Source organism: Rhodoferax sp. BLA1 (assembly GCF_013416775.1).
In the GTDB taxonomy this organism is placed as follows: domain Bacteria; phylum Pseudomonadota; class Gammaproteobacteria; order Burkholderiales; family Burkholderiaceae_C; genus Rhodoferax.
Map to the genome: position 1 here is coordinate 214,198 of NZ_SZVI01000005.1, position 15,588 is coordinate 229,785.

A 15,588-nucleotide genomic window follows, 5' to 3' on the forward strand; every position below is an offset into this window, starting at 1 on the left:
AAGGGCTGATAGCTACTGAATTTATAGTTAGGATGCCATGGCTGAGAAAACACCGTTCGAGGTTGCACGGGAAACGCTCAAGCAACTGAGCTTGCGCAAGCTGGCGCCCACGCCCCTGAACTACCAGAAGATCTACAGCGAAATCGCGCAGTTGCCGATGGAGCCGCCGTTTCCGGTGGACCGCCTGCGTGACATTGCGCTGGCCCTGCCCACCAAAACACCGGGCCAGCAAAAGCAGCGGGGCTTGCTCGAGTCGTCGATCAACCAGCTCAACTGGGACGGGGTCAAGAATGCGCTGATGGCCTATGGTGGTTTCAGCCCCCCGGCACCTGAGCCAGCCAAGGCGCCGGGCGGTGTGTCGACAGGCGCGTCCACGCTGCCTGTGCCCATGGGCGTTGAAGTCGCGCCAGCCCCCGCCAGTCTGACAGCCCCGGCACTGACGGCCGATTTTCTGGGCCAGATCGCCCGTTTGATCGAGTTCGCGTTGCCCGCGCTGGGTCAAGACGATGAACGTTTTGCAGAGCAGACCCAGAACCTGCTCACGTCCTTGCGTGACCCCGGCGCGGATGTGGTGGCGGTCAAACAGGCGATTGGGCAATACAGCCACCGCCTGTCCTTTGCCGCCGAAGACCAGGCCGAGATCAAGACGGTGCTGCTCAAGCTGCTGCACCTGGTCATCGACAACATCAGCCAGCTGAGCCTGGACGACAGTTGGCTCAAAGGTCAGGTGGACGCGGTGAAAGCCGCCTGTGTGCCACCGCTGACGCTGCGCCGCCTGGACGATGTGGAGGCCCGCCTCAAGGACGTGATCTTCAAACAGACCGAGGCCAAAAGCCTGGCAGTCCAGGCACAAGAAGAGATGCGCCAGATGCTGGCCACCTTCATCGACCGGCTGGCCGCCATGTCGCAGTCCACCACCGGTTTTCACAGCCAGCTGGAGGAGAGCGCCAAGCTGATTGAGCAGGCCCGCAGCATCACCGACATTGCGCCGGTGCTCAAGGAGATGGTGGCCGCCACCCGCACCATGGCCAAGGACAGCCAGGCCGCGCGCGACGAGCTGCAGACCATGAAACAGCGTGCCGAGGCCACCGAGGCCGAAATCAGCAAATTGCACCAGGAGCTTGACCGTGTCAGCGCGCAGGCGCGCCACGACCCCCTCACCGGCGCCCTCAACCGCCAGGGCCTGGAAGAAGCGGTGACACGCGAAGTCGCCAAGGTCAAGCGGCAGGACACCCCTTTGTGTATGGCGCTGCTGGACATCGACAATTTCAAAAAGCTCAACGACAGCCTGGGCCATGGTGCGGGTGATGCGGCGCTGGCGCACCTGGCCAGCGTGACGCGCGAGGTGATGCGCCCACAAGACACCCTGGCCCGTTACGGCGGTGAAGAGTTTGTCATCCTGCTGCCCGACACGCCGCTGGACAAAGGCATTGAGGCCATGACCCGGTTGCAGCGCGAACTCACCAAACGCTTTTTCCTGGCCGGCACCGAGAAGGTGCTGATCACCTTCAGCGCCGGTGTGGCGCAGTTGGCACACGGTGAAACCGGGCCACAGGCCATCAAACGCGCCGACCAGGCCATGTACCTGGCCAAACGTGCCGGCAAAAACCGGGTGCTTGGCGCCTGACCCCCATTTTTTTAGAAGGACTGAACCATGGCCATGTTGACCCTGATAGCGGGTTTGATTTTGTTTTTAGGGGTGCACTCGGTGCGCATTTATGCCGATGACTGGCGCACACGCCAGCAGCAAAAATGGGGTGCGGATGCCTGGCGTGGCGCTTATGCCGTGTTGTCCCTGGCAGGCCTGGTGTTGGTGATTTATGGCTTCGGGCTGGTGCGCAACGAGCCAGTGTGGCTCTGGATTCCGCCCGTGGGCATGCGCCATGCAGCTTCACTTTTCACCTTGATGGCGTTTATTTTGCTGGCGGCAGCCTATGTGCCAGGCAACGCCATCAAGGCACGTGTCTACCACCCGATGGTGGCCGGTGTGAAACTGTGGGCAGTAGCGCACCTGACGGCCAATGGCAACCTGGGCCATCAGGTCTTGTTTGGCAGTTTTCTGGCCTGGGCAGTGCTGGACTTCATCTCCGCCCGCAAGCGCGACCGGCGCAACCCGTCTGCCACTCGCCCGGCCACCAAGCTGAGCGCGACCCTGATCACCGTGGTGGTGGGGGTGGTCGCTTGGCTGGTGTTTGCCTTTTTGTTACACGGCCTGCTGATTGGTACCAAACCGTTCGGTTAAACGGTTATTTGATGTCCATGAAGTACTGGATCAGGTACTTCGCGGCAAAACCCACAAAACCAAACGCCAGCCCGAGAAACATCACAAAGGTGCCGAACTTGCCGGCTTTGGACTCCCAGGCCAGCTGGCCAATGATGAACAGCATGTAGAGGATGAAGGCACCAATGCCAAAGGTCATGCCAAAGTTGCTGATCTGTTCTTCCGTAAATCCCCACATCAACGCTGCTCCCACCCTGGCACACCTGACACATCCACCAAATCCCGGTAAGCATGCCAACTCGCATGCCCCAGCAACGGCACCACGATCACCAGGCCCAGCAACATCGCACTCAGGCCCACGAAGATCAAAACCATGATGATGGCACCCCACAAAGCCAAAGCAATCGGGTTGGCCACCACCACCTGCCAGCTCAAGGTGACCGCTTGTCGCACACTGACCCTGCGGTCAAGCAGCAGGGGAATGGTGATGACTGTGGAGGCAAAAATGGGTGCCACCAAAATACCGCCCAGCATCAACCACAGTTCAAACAAAAATCCTTTGGGGGCCAGCACCACGTGCACCAGAAAATCACGCGGGGCTGAAATCGGTGCCAGCGCCATCAGCTGAATCAACACCGCTGACAACACCACCCAGGCTGTTCCTGCGGCGGCAAGCAGGATGCCAAAGCGCACCAGATTCCAGTGTTCATCACCCCACTTGACGAAGTCGCCGTCTATCCAGTTCAGCCAGGTTTTCAGGACCAGCGGCCAACCCGCAGGTTCACGACGCTCCAGTGCCCGGCTCATGGCATAAAGACTGGTCGCCAGAATCGGCGCCACCAGCAAAAACCCGGAAAAAGCGCCGGCAAGCAGCCAAAACTGGTCATGCGCCAGAACCAGCAGCAAACCACCAAACACCGCCATGACCAAGCCATGTAAATAACTGATCCAACCGCAGCGCAAGGTGTCGCGTGCACCGCGAACCAGCCAGGTCAAGGGTTGCATCAGGCTGATGCTGCGTGGCGAAGCGGGATGAATCGGTAACGGTGTGGGGGCCATGGGCGATTGTTTCAACAAAAGGCCTGATGGTGACACAGGCCTGGCAACCGACCACGTTGCAAGGCCAAAAAAACAAGCCGACACCGGTCAAAGACAGATGTCGGCTGGGTGGTTGGGCCGATGTATCGGCCCGCTGGTCACGCTTTGTTTATGGCTTGACGGGCATCGGCGCTTTTCCATGGCGTGAGCCCATGGCACCACGATGACCCTGCATGCTGACGGCATCAAACACCTTTTGCTGCTCAGGCGTCAGGGCTGCGTAAAACGCCCGGGTGGCTTCTTCGTGTTTGGCCATGGCTGCGGTCATGGTTTTCAGGTGGTCCTCGCGCAGCGCCTTCATCTTGTCCAGGCGTTCCGGCGTGGTCAGTTTGGCCATCTCAACCGGGTCAGGGCGTTGCAGGTTGGCAGCGGGAGCTGCCGGCTTTCTGGCATCGACAAAACTTTTCCAGGCACCTTCCTGGGCCGGGGTGAGCTTCAACTGGGCTTTGAGCAGCGCGTCGCGTTTTTCCATCATGGCCTGCATACGGGTCGGGTCCATCTTGCCCATGCGGTCGTGCCGCATGCCCATACCAGCGCCCATGGCTGGGTCACACTGGCCACCCATCGGGCCTTGGGCGTAAACCGCACCGGTCACGGCCAGCAAACCGGCAATCAGGGAGAGTTTGAGATTCGTTTTCATGATGACATCCTTTGGGTAGAGCCTCTGACCTGAAAGTGGCATCGGCGTGAAAAGAAGTATCTGCGTCGCATGTATCCCAGCGATAACGCGGACAACAAGCTATGTAAAGTTGCATGAACGTTTGGCCCCGGATTTGATGGGATGATCACGGGTTAGCCAATTCAGTTTTCCAGCACAAAGGGATTTTCAGTGTTCAAAAATATCATCATGTACCGTCTTGATACCAACTGGAGCAGCACCGCCGAACAGGTCGAGGCAAGTCTGCAGGCCGGTCGATATGTCGAGTGCGGCGCCAGCCAGGAAAAGTCGATTGGCTGGGTCGAGCCACGCCGCCAGCCCAATGGCCCCTTGCTCGAAGCCGTGGCTGGCCAATGGATCGTCAAGCTGATGGTCGAGACCCGTGCCCTGCCCGCCTCGGTGATCAACCGCAAGGCCCAAGAACGTGTGGAGCAGATCGAAGCCAGCACCGGGCGCAAACCCGGCAAGAAAGAAATCCGCGACCTCAAAGATGACATCCGCCTGGAGCTGATGCCCATGGCATTCACCAAACAGTCCAGTGTGCTGGTCTGGATCGACCGCGACAACCACCTGCTGGTGATCGACGCCGCCAGCCAGGCCCGTGCCGACGAGGTGGTGACGCTGCTGGTGCAGGCGCTGCCGGGTTTTGCGGTAACGATGATCACCACCCAGGTCTCACCCGTGGCGGCGATGTCCGAGTGGCTGCTGAGCCTGGACGCCCCGGCAGGGTTCAGCGTGGACCGTGAATGTGAGTTGAAGGCCGCCGACGAGTCCAAAGCCGTGGTGCGTTACGCCCGCCACCGGCTCGATACCGAAGAGGTTCAACAACACATCCGCGAAGGCAAAATGCCCACGCGCCTGGCCATGACCTGGAACGAACGTGTCTCCTTCATGCTGACCGAAGGTTTGCAGCTGAAAAAAATCGCGTTTCTGGACGGTGTGTTTGAGTCGACCAGCGCCAACCACAAAAAAGACGATGACTTTGACGGCGACGTCACGATCTCGACCGGCGAGTTGCAAAAAATGCTGCCCGATGTGCTGGAGGCACTGGGCGGTGAGATGCCGGTGGCTTGAGGTTCAGCGCCGTAGCGCCAAGCATCTCAGCCGTTGAGCAGGGATCAGACCACCCAAAAAGGCAATACATGGTTGTGATGTGTTCATTTGCTTGCCTTGACGTGTTGAGCTGCAGACAGGTCTTTGACCTCGTCAACATGCGCCTCCACATCAGTGGGCAACAACTGGATGGTGGCGCGTAAACCCGGCACGGCGCGCATCAGCGCCTGTTCCAGCTCGGTCCTGACAGCAGCGGCACGCCCCAGTGTCCAGTGTGATGGCATGTGCATGTGCAAATCCACAAAACGGCGTTGGCCCGAGCGGCGTGTGATCACATGGTCAAAACGGATCGTCTGCTGGTCAAAAGAGGTCATGGTGGTCTGAATGTTCTGCAACACCTCGGGTTCAACGGCTTCATCCATCAAACCTTGGGCTGAACGCCACATCAGGTGACCACCTTCCCACAGGATGTTCAGCGCCACCCCGATGGCCGCCAACGCGTCCAGCCAAAGCCAGCCGGTCAAGGCCACACCCGCCAAACCCAGCACCACACCCGCAGAGGTCCAGACATCGGTGACCAGGTGCCGGGCATCGGCCTCCAGTGCAATCGAGCGGTGCGCCCTGGCGGCGCTGAACATCACCCAGGCCAGCAAACCGTTCAGCGCCGAACTGAGGATGGACAAGGCCAGGCCCCAGCCCAGTTCTTGTAACGGTTGCGGTGTGAACAGCCTCGACGCTGCCGCCCAGATGATGCCAAAGGCCACTCCCACAATCAGAATGCCCTCAAAACCGGAAGAAAAATACTCTGCCTTGTGGTGGCCATAAGGGTGTTCCTCGTCGGCCGGACGCTGGGCGATGGTGACCATCATCAAGGCAAAAATGGCACTGGCCAGATTCACAAACGACTCCATCGCGTCGGACAGCAAGCCCACTGAGTCTGTGACATACCAAGCCCCGGTTTTCAGGGTGATGGTGGTCACAGCCACCGCAATGGAGGCCCATAACAGGCGAGTCGGGGTCAATAAACGGGTGGGGAGATAAGACGTTGTCATGGTGAGGCTTTGCTAAGGTCGGCTGATGGTCGCAGGCGCAGCTTAAAGTCCTCTTAACGCGAAGCCGGGTGACTTCCCAGAGCGTTTTGGTAGGGGTTAAGAGTTGTTTAAGGTGGCGAACCTAGGCTGTGGTCACTTCGACATGAAGAAGGTGATCCAAGTGATTCTGAACTCTGAGCTAAGCGCCCATCGGGCCCGAGGTGCCATCACATGACCTCGCTGCATTTGTTGCTGTGGATCGTCGGCGCCATCCTGCTGCAACTCTCGATCTACCTGTCCATCGGCTTCTGGCGCCATTGGCAGACTTACGACGCGCTGCGCAGCTCGGTGGCCCAAGGTGGCCTACCAGCTGAGCCCAGCCCCGCGTTGGCACCAATGACCACGCCTGCGCCGGCCTGGTCGGGCTGGCGCGCCTTCAAAGTCACCCACAAAGTTGTCGAAAACGCCGTGGGTGACATCTGCTCGTTTCATCTGGAACCCCAAGACGCTCAAGCCTTGCCGCCGTTTTTGCCCGGCCAGTACCTGACCTTTCGGCTCGAGATGGACTCACCAGCGGGCAGCACCGAAGCCATCACGCGCTGTTATTCACTCTCAGACGGGCCACGGGCCAACGGCTACCGCGTGTCGATCAAACGCGCACCGGCGCCCTTGAACAGTACCCATCCACCCGGGCGTTCATCGAACTACTTCCATGACCAGGTGCAGCTGGGCAGTGTGCTGCAGGTGCGCGCACCTGCCGGGCACTTTTATATGGACCGCAGTGATGCGCCCGTGGTGCTGCTCGGCTGCGGCATTGGCATCACGCCGATGCTGAGCATGGTGAACTGGTGTTTTTCTGAACAACCTGGGCGCGAGGTGTGGCTGTTTTACGGCGCACGGCATGCCCAGGAGCTGATGGCCCAGGCGCACCTGGAAGCCCTGGCCGACATGCACCCCAACTTTCACCTGTTTATCTGCCTCAGTGACACCGACAAAAAGACGGACTTGGGCAGCCCTTACCAGCGCCAGGGCCGCATCACCATTGACTTGCTGCGCCAGCTGCTGCCACTCAAGCCCTACCACTTCTACCTGTGTGGCCCGACACCGATGTTGGCGAGCCTGGTGCCAGCACTGGAAGACTGGGGTGTGCCCGATGCGCGCATCCACTTCGAGGCTTTTGGTCCGGCGTCTGTCAAACGCAAAAGCGCTGCGCGGGAAGTGAACGCCGCCACCTCTGTGCAAGCGACTGACACTGCTGTGACGGTGAGTTTTGCCAAGTCAAGCCAACAACTGACCTGGCCTGCGGGTGGCACCAGCTTGCTGGACCTGGCCGAAAGCCAGGGCATTGCGGTGAACTCTGGCTGCCGCGCTGGCAGCTGTGGCAGCTGCCAGACCACCATCCGCTCGGGTGAGGTGGGTTACCAACAGGCGCCCGACTATGACCCTGAGCCGGGTACCTGCCTGCTGTGTGTCTGCACCCCCAAAACCGACGTTGTGCTGGAGCTGTAAATGAACCAATCCCTGTGGCGCGACCATGTTTTGCCGTTCTTTTTGCTGCTGGGTTTGCTGGCTGCGGCCACGCTCTCGGGTGACTATGTGCTGCACTGGCTCAACCTGGTTTGGGTCGGGCGCTACCTGGGCATTCTGGGCACCTTGCTGATCATTTTTTCGCTGTATTACTCGCTGCGTAAACGCAAATATGTGACATCAGGTGACCCGAGCATCTTGCTCAAGATGCACGAGTTCAGCGCCTGGTTGGGCTCGCTGATGATCCTGATCCACGCTGGGGTGCATTTCAACGCCATCCTGCCCTGGCTGGCCACGGTGGCCATGAGCATCAATGTAGTCAGTGGGTTGGTGGGCAAGATGCTGCTCAAGCGGGCACGGGCCCATGTGCAGAACCAGCGTGAGCAGTTTCAACTGCGTGGTTTGTCCAAACCCGAGGTAGAGCAGGCGGTGTTCTGGGACGCAGTGACGCTCTACATCATGAACCAGTGGCGTAAGGTGCACATACCGATCTACATCGTGTTCACGGTGATCGCACTGGGTCACATCATCAGCGTGTTCTTGTTCTGGGGCTGGGTATGAGCAAGCTGGTCAAGATCATCCTGGCCGTCAATCTGGTCATTCTGGGCGCATTGACTTTCATCTACCCCAATTTGATGGTGGGCCCGGGCAAACTCATTCCCGGCCACAAAGCGTTGGAGGGGGATTGTTTTGCCTGCCACACCAGTTTCACCGGTGCTAACTCTGAGAAGTGCAGCACCTGCCACAAACCGGCCGACATTGGCCGGCTCAGCACCCTCGGTGTGGCCCTGGTCAAGCCCAGCACCAGCACCGCCTTCCACCAGGAACTGCAAAGCCAAGACTGTGTGGCCTGCCACAGCGACCACGCCGGGGTGAAACGTTTTGCCCGCCAGCGCCAGTTTGACCACAGCCTGCTCAAAAAGGTCACGCTGGAACAATGCCAGAGCTGCCACAAGACGCCCACCGATATGCTGCACAAACAGGTCACCGGCAACTGCCTGCAATGCCACAGCCAGACCCAATGGACACCGGCCACCTTTGACCACAACAAGTTTTTTGTGCTGGACCGCGACCACAACGCCCCATGCGCCACCTGCCATGTGCGCAACGACTACAGCCGCTCCACCTGTTACGGCTGCCACGAACACACGCCCGACAACATCCGCCGCGAGCACATCAAGGAAGGCATCAGCAAGTATGAGAACTGCGTGGAATGCCACCGCAGCGGCAACAAACACGACATCAAAGGTGGCCGAGAAGGTGGCAGCGAGCGCAAGGGCCACCAAGATGACGACTGACATGCCCACATACACATCCACCAACTTGTTATGGATTGAGCGGCGGCACTTGGGTGCGGCTCGGCGGCTTCCAGAGGGTGTGGGCGATCCCGCTGAGCAATGGGTAAGTGCCCAGGCTTTATATGAAAAATCAGCCTCTAGCCCTTATCTAATAAGGGTATATAGCTATTAAAAGTATAAAAAAGCCTGCCGAGGCTGACATCGGCAGGCTTGTCTTATGAGATGAAACCCGCTGCAGACGGGTTCAAAGTGTCACTTCTTCGGGCAGGTATTCATGCCGATCATCGTGTACAGCGGGCAAAAACTCATGAAGCCGGTGGCCAGGGGCACCACACCAATCCAGCCCCAGACACCAATGGTGCCGGTCAGCGTCAGGCCAATCAGCACCAGACCCAAAACAATACGCAGAATGCGGTCGATACCGCCAACATTGGTTTTCATGACAACTCCTTGGTAAAAAAACACTGCCCAGGGGAGGGACGATGTGTGAATTACACGCGTGCACGCTACATTCGTCTGTGACTCAAGTCACCCAGGAGGGTCTGGCTGCGGTTGTCAATTCAACACAAGGGGGCGTGGCCCTTGGAGCATTGGCAAGCGGCGCGCTGTTGCAGTGATCAGCAGTTGTCCGATCCCCTCTGCCGGAGCATGGGGTGATACTGGTATCTGCTAGCTTCAGACCATGAACAAGTGGAACATTCCCGCCTGGCTTGAAAACGAAGTGCTTGAACGCGACCGAAACTGCGTTTATTGCGGCGTTTCATTCGCGCAGGTGTCGAAGGTGCGTCGTGAACAGCGCTCGTGGGAACATATCGTCAACGATGCGAAAATTGTCACACGCGACAATATCGCACTTTGCTGCATTGGCTGCAACGCAAGCAAGGGCGCAAAAACCTTGGAACAGTGGTTGGCGTCGCGTTATTGCAGAGACCGGCAGATTTCCGCGCAGTCCGTTTCGCCCGTGGTCCAAGCGGCCCTCGCCATGAGGGTTTCACCCTTCACAGGGGCGGATCCATCATCATCCTGAGCACTATTTTTGGAATTCCTCCATGGAAATTAAGGTCAACTTTCTCGACAAACTTCGTCTTGAGGCCAAGTTCGATGACTTCACGGTCATCGCCGATCAGCCGATTCGTTACAAGGGTGATGGCTCGGCGCCGGGGCCGTTTGATTACTTTCTGGCCTCATCGGCCCTGTGTGCGGCTTACTTCGTCAAGCTGTACTGCGACACGCGCAACATTCCCACCGAGAACATCCGCCTGTCGCAGAACAACATCGTGGATCCGGAAAACCGCTACCAGCAGACGTTCAAGATCCAGGTTGAGTTGCCAGCGGATATTTCCGACAAGGATCGGCTGGGCATTTTGCGTTCCATCGAACGTTGCACGGTCAAAAAAGTGGTGCAAACCGGGCCCGAGTTTGTGATTGAAGAGGTCGAGAACCTAGACGCCGACGCGCAGTCCTTGCTGACCCTGAAGCCTACCGCTGACACCCACACCTTTATTGCGGGCAAAGACCTGCCCTTGGAGCAAACCATCGCCAACATGTCGGGCGTGTTGGCCAATCTGGGCATCAAGATTGAAATTGCTTCGTGGCGCAACCTGGTTCCCAATGTGTGGTCGCTGCATATCCGCGACGCACACTCGCCGATGTGTTTTACCAATGGCAAGGGTGCGACCAAGGAAAGCGCGCTGGCGTCGGCTTTGGGCGAATACATCGAGCGCCTGAACAACAACCACTTTTACGCCGGGTCGTTCTGGGGTGAAGACATCGCCAACGCGGCGTTTGTGCACTACCCCAACGAGCGCTGGTTCAAGCCCGGCCGCAAAGATGCGTTGCCGGCCGGCATTCTGGACGACCACTGCCTGCAGATTTACAACCCCGATGGTGAATTGCGTGGCTCACACCTGATCGATACAAACTCCGGCCATGCCAAACGCGGCATCTGTTCGCTACCCTTTGTGCGGCAATCGGACGGTGCGGTGGTGTATTTCCCGTCCAACCTGATCGAAAACCTGTTCGTCAGCAACGGTATGAGTGCTGGCAACACGCTGGCTGAGGCCCAGGTGCAATGCCTGTCCGAGATTTTTGAGCGAGCCGTCAAACGCGAAATTCTGGAGGGCGAAATGACCTTGCCGGATGTGCCGCCCGAGGTGCTGGCGAAATACCCCGGCATCCTGGCAGGCATCCAAGCGTTGGAAGAGCAAGGCTTTCCGGTGCTGGTCAAAGACGCGTCGCTGGGTGGGGTGTACCCGGTGATGTGCGTCACCCTGATGAACCCGCGCACTGGCGGTGTGTTTGCCTCGTTCGGCGCACACCCGAGCCTGAAGGTGGCGCTGGAACGCAGCCTGACCGAGTTGCTGCAGGGCCGCAGTTTTGAAGGCCTGAACGATTTGCCCCAGCCCACCTTCACCAGCAACGCGGTGACCGAGCCCAACAACTTTGTTGAACACTTCATCGACTCCAGCGGCGTGGTGTCGTGGCGCTTTTTCAGCGCCAAATCCGACTTCGATTTTGTCGAATGGGACTTTTCCGGCCAGGGCGACAACGCCAATATCGAGGAAGCCGCGACCTTGTTCGGCATTCTGAGCGCCATGGGCAAAGAGGTCTACACAGCGGTGTATGACCAGCTGGGCGCTACCGCCTGCCGGATTCTGGTGCCCGGTTATTCGGAGGTGTATCCGGTCGAAGATCTGATCTGGGACAACACCAACAAAGCGCTCTTGTTCCGCAAAGACATCCTGAACCTGCACGACCTGGATGACGCCAGCCTAGAAGCGCTGCTTGATCGTCTTGACAACAGCGAGCTGGACGACTATTCCGACATCGCCACGCTGATTGGCATCGAGTTTGACGAGAACACGACCTGGGGACAGCTGACCGTTCTGGAGTTGAAGCTGCTGATTCAACTCGCCTTGCGGCAATGGGAGGAGGCGCACGAGTTGGTGGGCGCCTTCCTGCAGTACAACGACAACTCGCGCGAGCGAGGTTTGTTTTATCAGGCCTTGAACGTGGTGCTGGAAGTGCAACTTGACGACGACCTGGAACTGGACGATTACATCGTGAATTTCCGCCGAATGTTTGGCAACCAGCGGATGGACGCGGTGTTGGGGTCCGTAGACGGCAGCGTACGCTTCTTCGGCCTGACGCCCACCAGTATCAAGCTAGAGGGGCTTGAGCGGCACCACCGCTTGATCGACAGCTACAAAAAACTGCATACAGCGCGGGCCAAAGCGGCGGCTGTGGCCAGCTAAAGCCTTGCGTCATTGGGCACTGCGGCTGAATCGACCCATCCTATTTAACTGGCCAGGGCCCGCAAAGCCGCGCTGTTGAGGATGCTGATCTGCTCGCGCCCCAGCGCCACCCAACCGTCGCGCTCAAAACGGCGCAGCAGGCGCGTCACCATCTCGCGCACCGTACCCAACTCGTCGGCCAGGGCCTGGTGCGTGAGGCTCAGGTGCTGACCGCGCCCAAGCAGGGCGGCGGCCAGGCGCCGGTCCAGCCGGTGAAAAGCGACGGCGTCCACCAGCGCGGTCAGGTCGGCCATGCGTTCGGCAAACAGGCCCAGCACATCATTGCGAAAGGCAGGAGTCTCGATCCAGCGTTTGAACAGCTCCGGGCGAATCAGTAAAAACGTACTGGGCCGGGTGGTGATGCCACAGGCGGCCAGCGGTTGGCTGCGAAACAAGCTGGCGCTGGACACCAGGCACAACTCGCCCGGCACCACCCGGTATAACTCCAGCGAGCGGCCGTCGTCCGAGTGGCGTGAGACCTTGATCTCACCCTCCAGCACCAGCGGGAAACCCTGGCAGGCGGCGTTTTCGCTGAATAACTCGGTGTGGGCGGGCACCACCATCGGTGGCAGGCTGCTTTGTATCTCGGCCAGACCGGGCTGGACGTCCTTGAGTGAGGGGTACAGGCTGGTGACTTCAGCCATCGGCCAGTCACACACGGCATCCATGGCTCAAGCCACCACTTGGTAGCCTTCTTCCACAATGGCCTGGCTGATGTCTTGTGCGCTAGCGGTGGACTCGACTTCGACCTTTTTCTGCAGCCGGTCTGCCACCACCTGTGCGTTGTTGTCCAGTTGGCGCACTGCGCGCACCACGGCTTTTTCGCAGTGTTCGCAGGTCATTCCTTCGACGTGAAAGCTGTACTTCATTTGAAACCTCTGAAAATAGGGTGATCACAAAAGACTTATTGTGGACCCTGTTCCCTCTGTTTCGAGCCTCGCACCTCTATGACCACCCCGACTTCTGACCTTCCCCCCCTGCGTATTGACCTTGGCATCCACGGCATGACTTGTGCCTCGTGTGTGGCCCGGGCCGAACGTGCCCTGAAAAAAGTGCCCGGTGTGACCGAAGTGGCGGTGAACCTGGCCACCGAGTCGGCGCGGGTGATGGTGGCGCCGTCTGAGCAGATTGAGGCGCGGCTCAAACGCGCCATCCGTGATGCGGGTTACGAGCCGGTGGCGGCCAACGCTGCGGTGGATGCGCCGTCGGCCTCAGCCTGGGCTGGTTTTGGCCCGGTGGCGCTGGGCCTGGCCTTGTCGGTACCGCTGATGTTGCCGATGCTCGGTGACCTGCTGGGCCAACACTGGATGCTGCCCGCCTGGCTGCAGTTTGTGCTGGCCACACCGGTTCAATTTGTGCTGGGTGCACGTTTTTACAAGGCCGGTTGGCATGCACTGCTGGCACGCAGCGGCAACATGGATTTGCTGGTGTCTTTGGGCACCACGGCAGGCTGGGCGCTGTCGGTCTGGTTGTGGTTGCAGTCGCCTGCGGATGAGATGCCGCACCTGTACTTTGAAGCCTCGGCGGTGGTGATCACGCTGGTGCTGCTCGGCAAATGGCTGGAGGCACGCGCCAAGCGGCAAACCACCTCGGCCATCCGCGCCTTGCACGCGCTGCGCCCCGACGTGGCCCACCTGCTGGGGCTGGACGGTGAGGTGGATGTGCCGGTGGACGAGGTGCTGGCCGGCGACCGGCTGGTGGTGCGCCCCGGTGAACGTTTTGCCGTCGATGGCCTGGTGCTGGAAGGGCAGAGCCAGGTGGATGAGTCGATGCTGACCGGGGAACCCTTGCCGGTGGGCAAAAAAGAGGGTGACCCGATCACCGGCGGCACGCTCAATGGCGATGGGCGGCTCATCATCACGGTCAAGGCGGTGGGCGTGGACACGGTGCTGGCCCACATCATCACGTTGGTGGAAGACGCCCAGGCTGGCAAAGCGCCAATCCAGCGGCTGGTGGACCAGGTCAGCGCGGTGTTTGTGCCGGTGGTACTGGTGCTGGCGCTGTTGACACTGCTGGGCTGGTGGTTCACCGGCCATGCTTTTGATGTGGCGCTGATCAACGCGGTGACGGTGCTGGTGATTGCCTGCCCCTGCGCGCTGGGTCTGGCCACACCGGTGGCGATCATGGCGGGCACCGGCGTAGCGGCAAAACATGGCATTCTGATCAAGGACGCCCAGGCGCTGGAGTTGGCCCACAAAGCGCAGGTGGTGGTGTTTGACAAAACCGGCACCCTGACGGTGGGCCAGGCACTTTTGACCAATTTTGTGGTCTTGCCGGGGCAGGATGAAGCGCGCTGGCTGGCCGTGGCCGCTGCGATTCAGAGCGGCAGCAGCCACCCACTGGCGCGAGCCGTGGTGGCCGCAGCGGCTGAGCGACACATCAGCTTGCCCGAGGTCAGCCAGGTGCTCTCCACCCCCGGCAAAGGTTTACAAGGCACGGTGGACAACCAGGATTTTGTGATTGGCAACCTGGCTTGGATCGGTTCACTGGGCGGTCAACTGGCCGAGCTGGGTGAGGCTGTGGCCCGCCTGCAAACTGCGGGCGCCACGCTGGCGGCGCTGGCCCAACGCGGCCCTGATGGCGTGCAGGTATTGGCCCTGATGGCCTTTGGCGACGAGCCCAAACCCAGCGCTGCCCCGGCCATCACCAGTCTGCGTGCCCGTGGCATCCGGGTGTTAATGCTCTCGGGTGACCAGCAAGTGGCCGCGCAAGCCATGGCAAGGCGTGTCGGTTTGAGACCAGACGAGGTGACTAGCGATGTGCTACCGGGTGACAAGGCGGCCCACGTCAGCGCATTAAAACAGGGCGGTCAGACCGTGGTGATGGTGGGTGACGGCATCAACGACGCCCCGGCGCTGGCCGCTGCCGATGTCGGCATGGCGATGGCCAATGCGGGTGGTGGCACCGATGTGGCGATGCACGCCGCCGGCATCACCCTGATGCGTGGGGATCTGGCGCTGGTGGCTGGCGCGCTGGACATTTCTCGGCGCACCGTGGCCAAGATCCGGCAGAACCTGTTCTGGGCCTTTGTCTACAACGTGGTGGGCATTCCGCTGGCGGCGTTTGGTGTATTGAACCCAGTGATGGCCGGTGCCGCCATGGCGCTGAGTTCGGTGAGTGTCATGGCCAACGCCTTGCTGCTCAAGCGCTGGCGCCCGGGTTTATAAGGAAAACTGACTTCCAGCCCTTATTGATAAAGGGCTGGTAGCTCGTCTTTTTGTAACATTCAACAACCTGGGTCGGCCATGTGCTTGAGGGCTGGCCTTGGCGGCTGGCGGCCAACATCAAAAATCTTGAAAAAAGTGGACTTTGACATTTAAGTTCTCAAAAACCGCGCCGATAAGGTGATCAGGTAGAACTCTTTTTACAGAGTTACCTGGCTTCTTGTGTCGCAGGTGTGAGTCACTTA

At 59.6% G+C, this 15,588-nt stretch carries 16 protein-coding genes; 9 read left to right on the forward strand and 7 right to left on the reverse strand.

Annotation, left to right across the window (positions count from 1 at the left end; translation table 11 throughout):
* Positions 1 to 37: 37 nt before the first annotated feature.
* A complete protein-coding gene (locus FDG13_RS06640) occupies positions 38 to 1,627 on the forward strand; it encodes a diguanylate cyclase (RefSeq protein ID WP_180126018.1) in 1,590 nt (529 codons plus the stop codon).
* A 27-nt stretch (positions 1,628 to 1,654) separates the two neighbouring features.
* On the forward strand, positions 1,655 to 2,242 hold the full coding sequence (locus tag FDG13_RS06645) for an NnrU family protein (RefSeq protein ID WP_370528176.1): 588 nt from the start codon (positions 1,655 to 1,657) through the stop codon (positions 2,240 to 2,242).
* A gap of 4 nt (positions 2,243 to 2,246) precedes the next feature.
* Here the strand turns inward: FDG13_RS06645 and FDG13_RS06650 are convergent, their stop codons facing one another.
* From FDG13_RS06650 to FDG13_RS06660, 3 genes are all read right to left on the reverse strand, one after another.
* The gene (locus FDG13_RS06650; protein ID WP_180126019.1) at positions 2,247 to 2,459 is read right to left on the reverse strand and encodes a DUF2788 domain-containing protein; all 213 of its coding nucleotides are present in this window, start codon (positions 2,457 to 2,459) and stop codon (positions 2,247 to 2,249) included.
* A complete protein-coding gene (locus tag FDG13_RS06655; RefSeq protein ID WP_180126020.1) occupies positions 2,459 to 3,280 on the reverse strand; it encodes a DUF2189 domain-containing protein in 822 nt (273 codons plus the stop codon). The genes FDG13_RS06650 and FDG13_RS06655 overlap by 1 nt, the downstream gene beginning before the upstream one ends.
* A gap of 148 nt (positions 3,281 to 3,428) precedes the next feature.
* On the reverse strand, positions 3,429 to 3,959 hold the full coding sequence (locus FDG13_RS06660) for a Spy/CpxP family protein refolding chaperone (protein WP_180126021.1): 531 nt from the start codon (positions 3,957 to 3,959) through the stop codon (positions 3,429 to 3,431).
* Between the two features lie 189 nt (positions 3,960 to 4,148).
* Between FDG13_RS06660 and FDG13_RS06665 the strand changes: the two genes are divergently transcribed.
* Complete coding sequence (locus FDG13_RS06665; protein ID WP_180126022.1) at positions 4,149 to 5,051, forward strand: recombination-associated protein RdgC; 903 nt, start codon at positions 4,149 to 4,151, stop codon at positions 5,049 to 5,051.
* Positions 5,052 to 5,134: 83 nt separating this feature from the next.
* On the opposite strand, the gene FDG13_RS06670 is transcribed toward FDG13_RS06665, so the two are convergent.
* A complete protein-coding gene (locus tag FDG13_RS06670; RefSeq protein ID WP_180126023.1) occupies positions 5,135 to 6,082 on the reverse strand; it encodes a cation diffusion facilitator family transporter in 948 nt (315 codons plus the stop codon).
* Between the two features lie 210 nt (positions 6,083 to 6,292).
* On the opposite strand from FDG13_RS06670, the gene FDG13_RS06675 reads away from it, so the two are divergent.
* The 3 genes from FDG13_RS06675 to FDG13_RS06685 are packed head-to-tail and all read left to right on the forward strand — an operon-like array spanning position 6,293 to position 8,886.
* On the forward strand, positions 6,293 to 7,570 hold the full coding sequence (locus FDG13_RS06675) for a 2Fe-2S iron-sulfur cluster-binding protein (protein WP_180126024.1): 1,278 nt from the start codon (positions 6,293 to 6,295) through the stop codon (positions 7,568 to 7,570).
* Positions 7,571 to 8,149, forward strand: a complete 579-nt coding sequence (locus FDG13_RS06680) for a hypothetical protein (RefSeq protein WP_180126025.1) — start codon at positions 7,571 to 7,573, stop codon at positions 8,147 to 8,149. It begins immediately after the preceding gene.
* Entirely contained in the window at positions 8,146 to 8,886 is a 741-nt protein-coding gene (locus tag FDG13_RS06685; protein WP_180126026.1) for a cytochrome c3 family protein, read from the forward strand. Before FDG13_RS06680 ends, FDG13_RS06685 begins: the two co-directional genes overlap by 4 nt.
* Positions 8,887 to 9,138: 252 nt before the next feature.
* Here the strand turns inward: FDG13_RS06685 and FDG13_RS06690 are convergent, their stop codons facing one another.
* Complete coding sequence (locus FDG13_RS06690) at positions 9,139 to 9,327, reverse strand: DUF2892 domain-containing protein (protein ID WP_180126027.1); 189 nt, start codon at positions 9,325 to 9,327, stop codon at positions 9,139 to 9,141.
* A gap of 241 nt (positions 9,328 to 9,568) precedes the next feature.
* Here FDG13_RS06690 and FDG13_RS06695 point away from each other — a divergent pair, with 241 nt between their 5' ends.
* Both FDG13_RS06695 and FDG13_RS06700 read left to right on the forward strand, forming a co-directional pair.
* Positions 9,569 to 9,913, forward strand: coding sequence for an HNH endonuclease (locus FDG13_RS06695; RefSeq protein ID WP_180126028.1), 345 nt, complete (start codon positions 9,569 to 9,571; stop codon positions 9,911 to 9,913).
* 22 nt (positions 9,914 to 9,935) lie between these two features.
* Positions 9,936 to 12,140 carry an OsmC domain/YcaO domain-containing protein gene (locus FDG13_RS06700; RefSeq protein WP_180126029.1) on the forward strand — a complete coding sequence of 735 codons (2,205 nt, stop codon included), beginning with the start codon at positions 9,936 to 9,938 and terminating at the stop codon, positions 12,138 to 12,140.
* A gap of 44 nt (positions 12,141 to 12,184) precedes the next feature.
* Here the strand turns inward: FDG13_RS06700 and FDG13_RS06705 are convergent, their stop codons facing one another.
* Positions 12,185 to 12,847 carry a Crp/Fnr family transcriptional regulator gene (locus tag FDG13_RS06705; RefSeq protein ID WP_180126030.1) on the reverse strand — a complete coding sequence of 221 codons (663 nt, stop codon included), beginning with the start codon at positions 12,845 to 12,847 and terminating at the stop codon, positions 12,185 to 12,187.
* A gap of 3 nt (positions 12,848 to 12,850) precedes the next feature.
* Positions 12,851 to 13,048, reverse strand: a complete 198-nt coding sequence (locus FDG13_RS06710) for a heavy-metal-associated domain-containing protein (RefSeq protein WP_180126031.1) — start codon at positions 13,046 to 13,048, stop codon at positions 12,851 to 12,853.
* 78 nt (positions 13,049 to 13,126) lie between these two features.
* Between FDG13_RS06710 and FDG13_RS06715 the strand changes: the two genes are divergently transcribed.
* A complete protein-coding gene (locus FDG13_RS06715) occupies positions 13,127 to 15,346 on the forward strand; it encodes a cation-translocating P-type ATPase (protein ID WP_255435129.1) in 2,220 nt (739 codons plus the stop codon).
* The last annotated feature ends 242 nt before the right edge of the window (positions 15,347 to 15,588 follow it).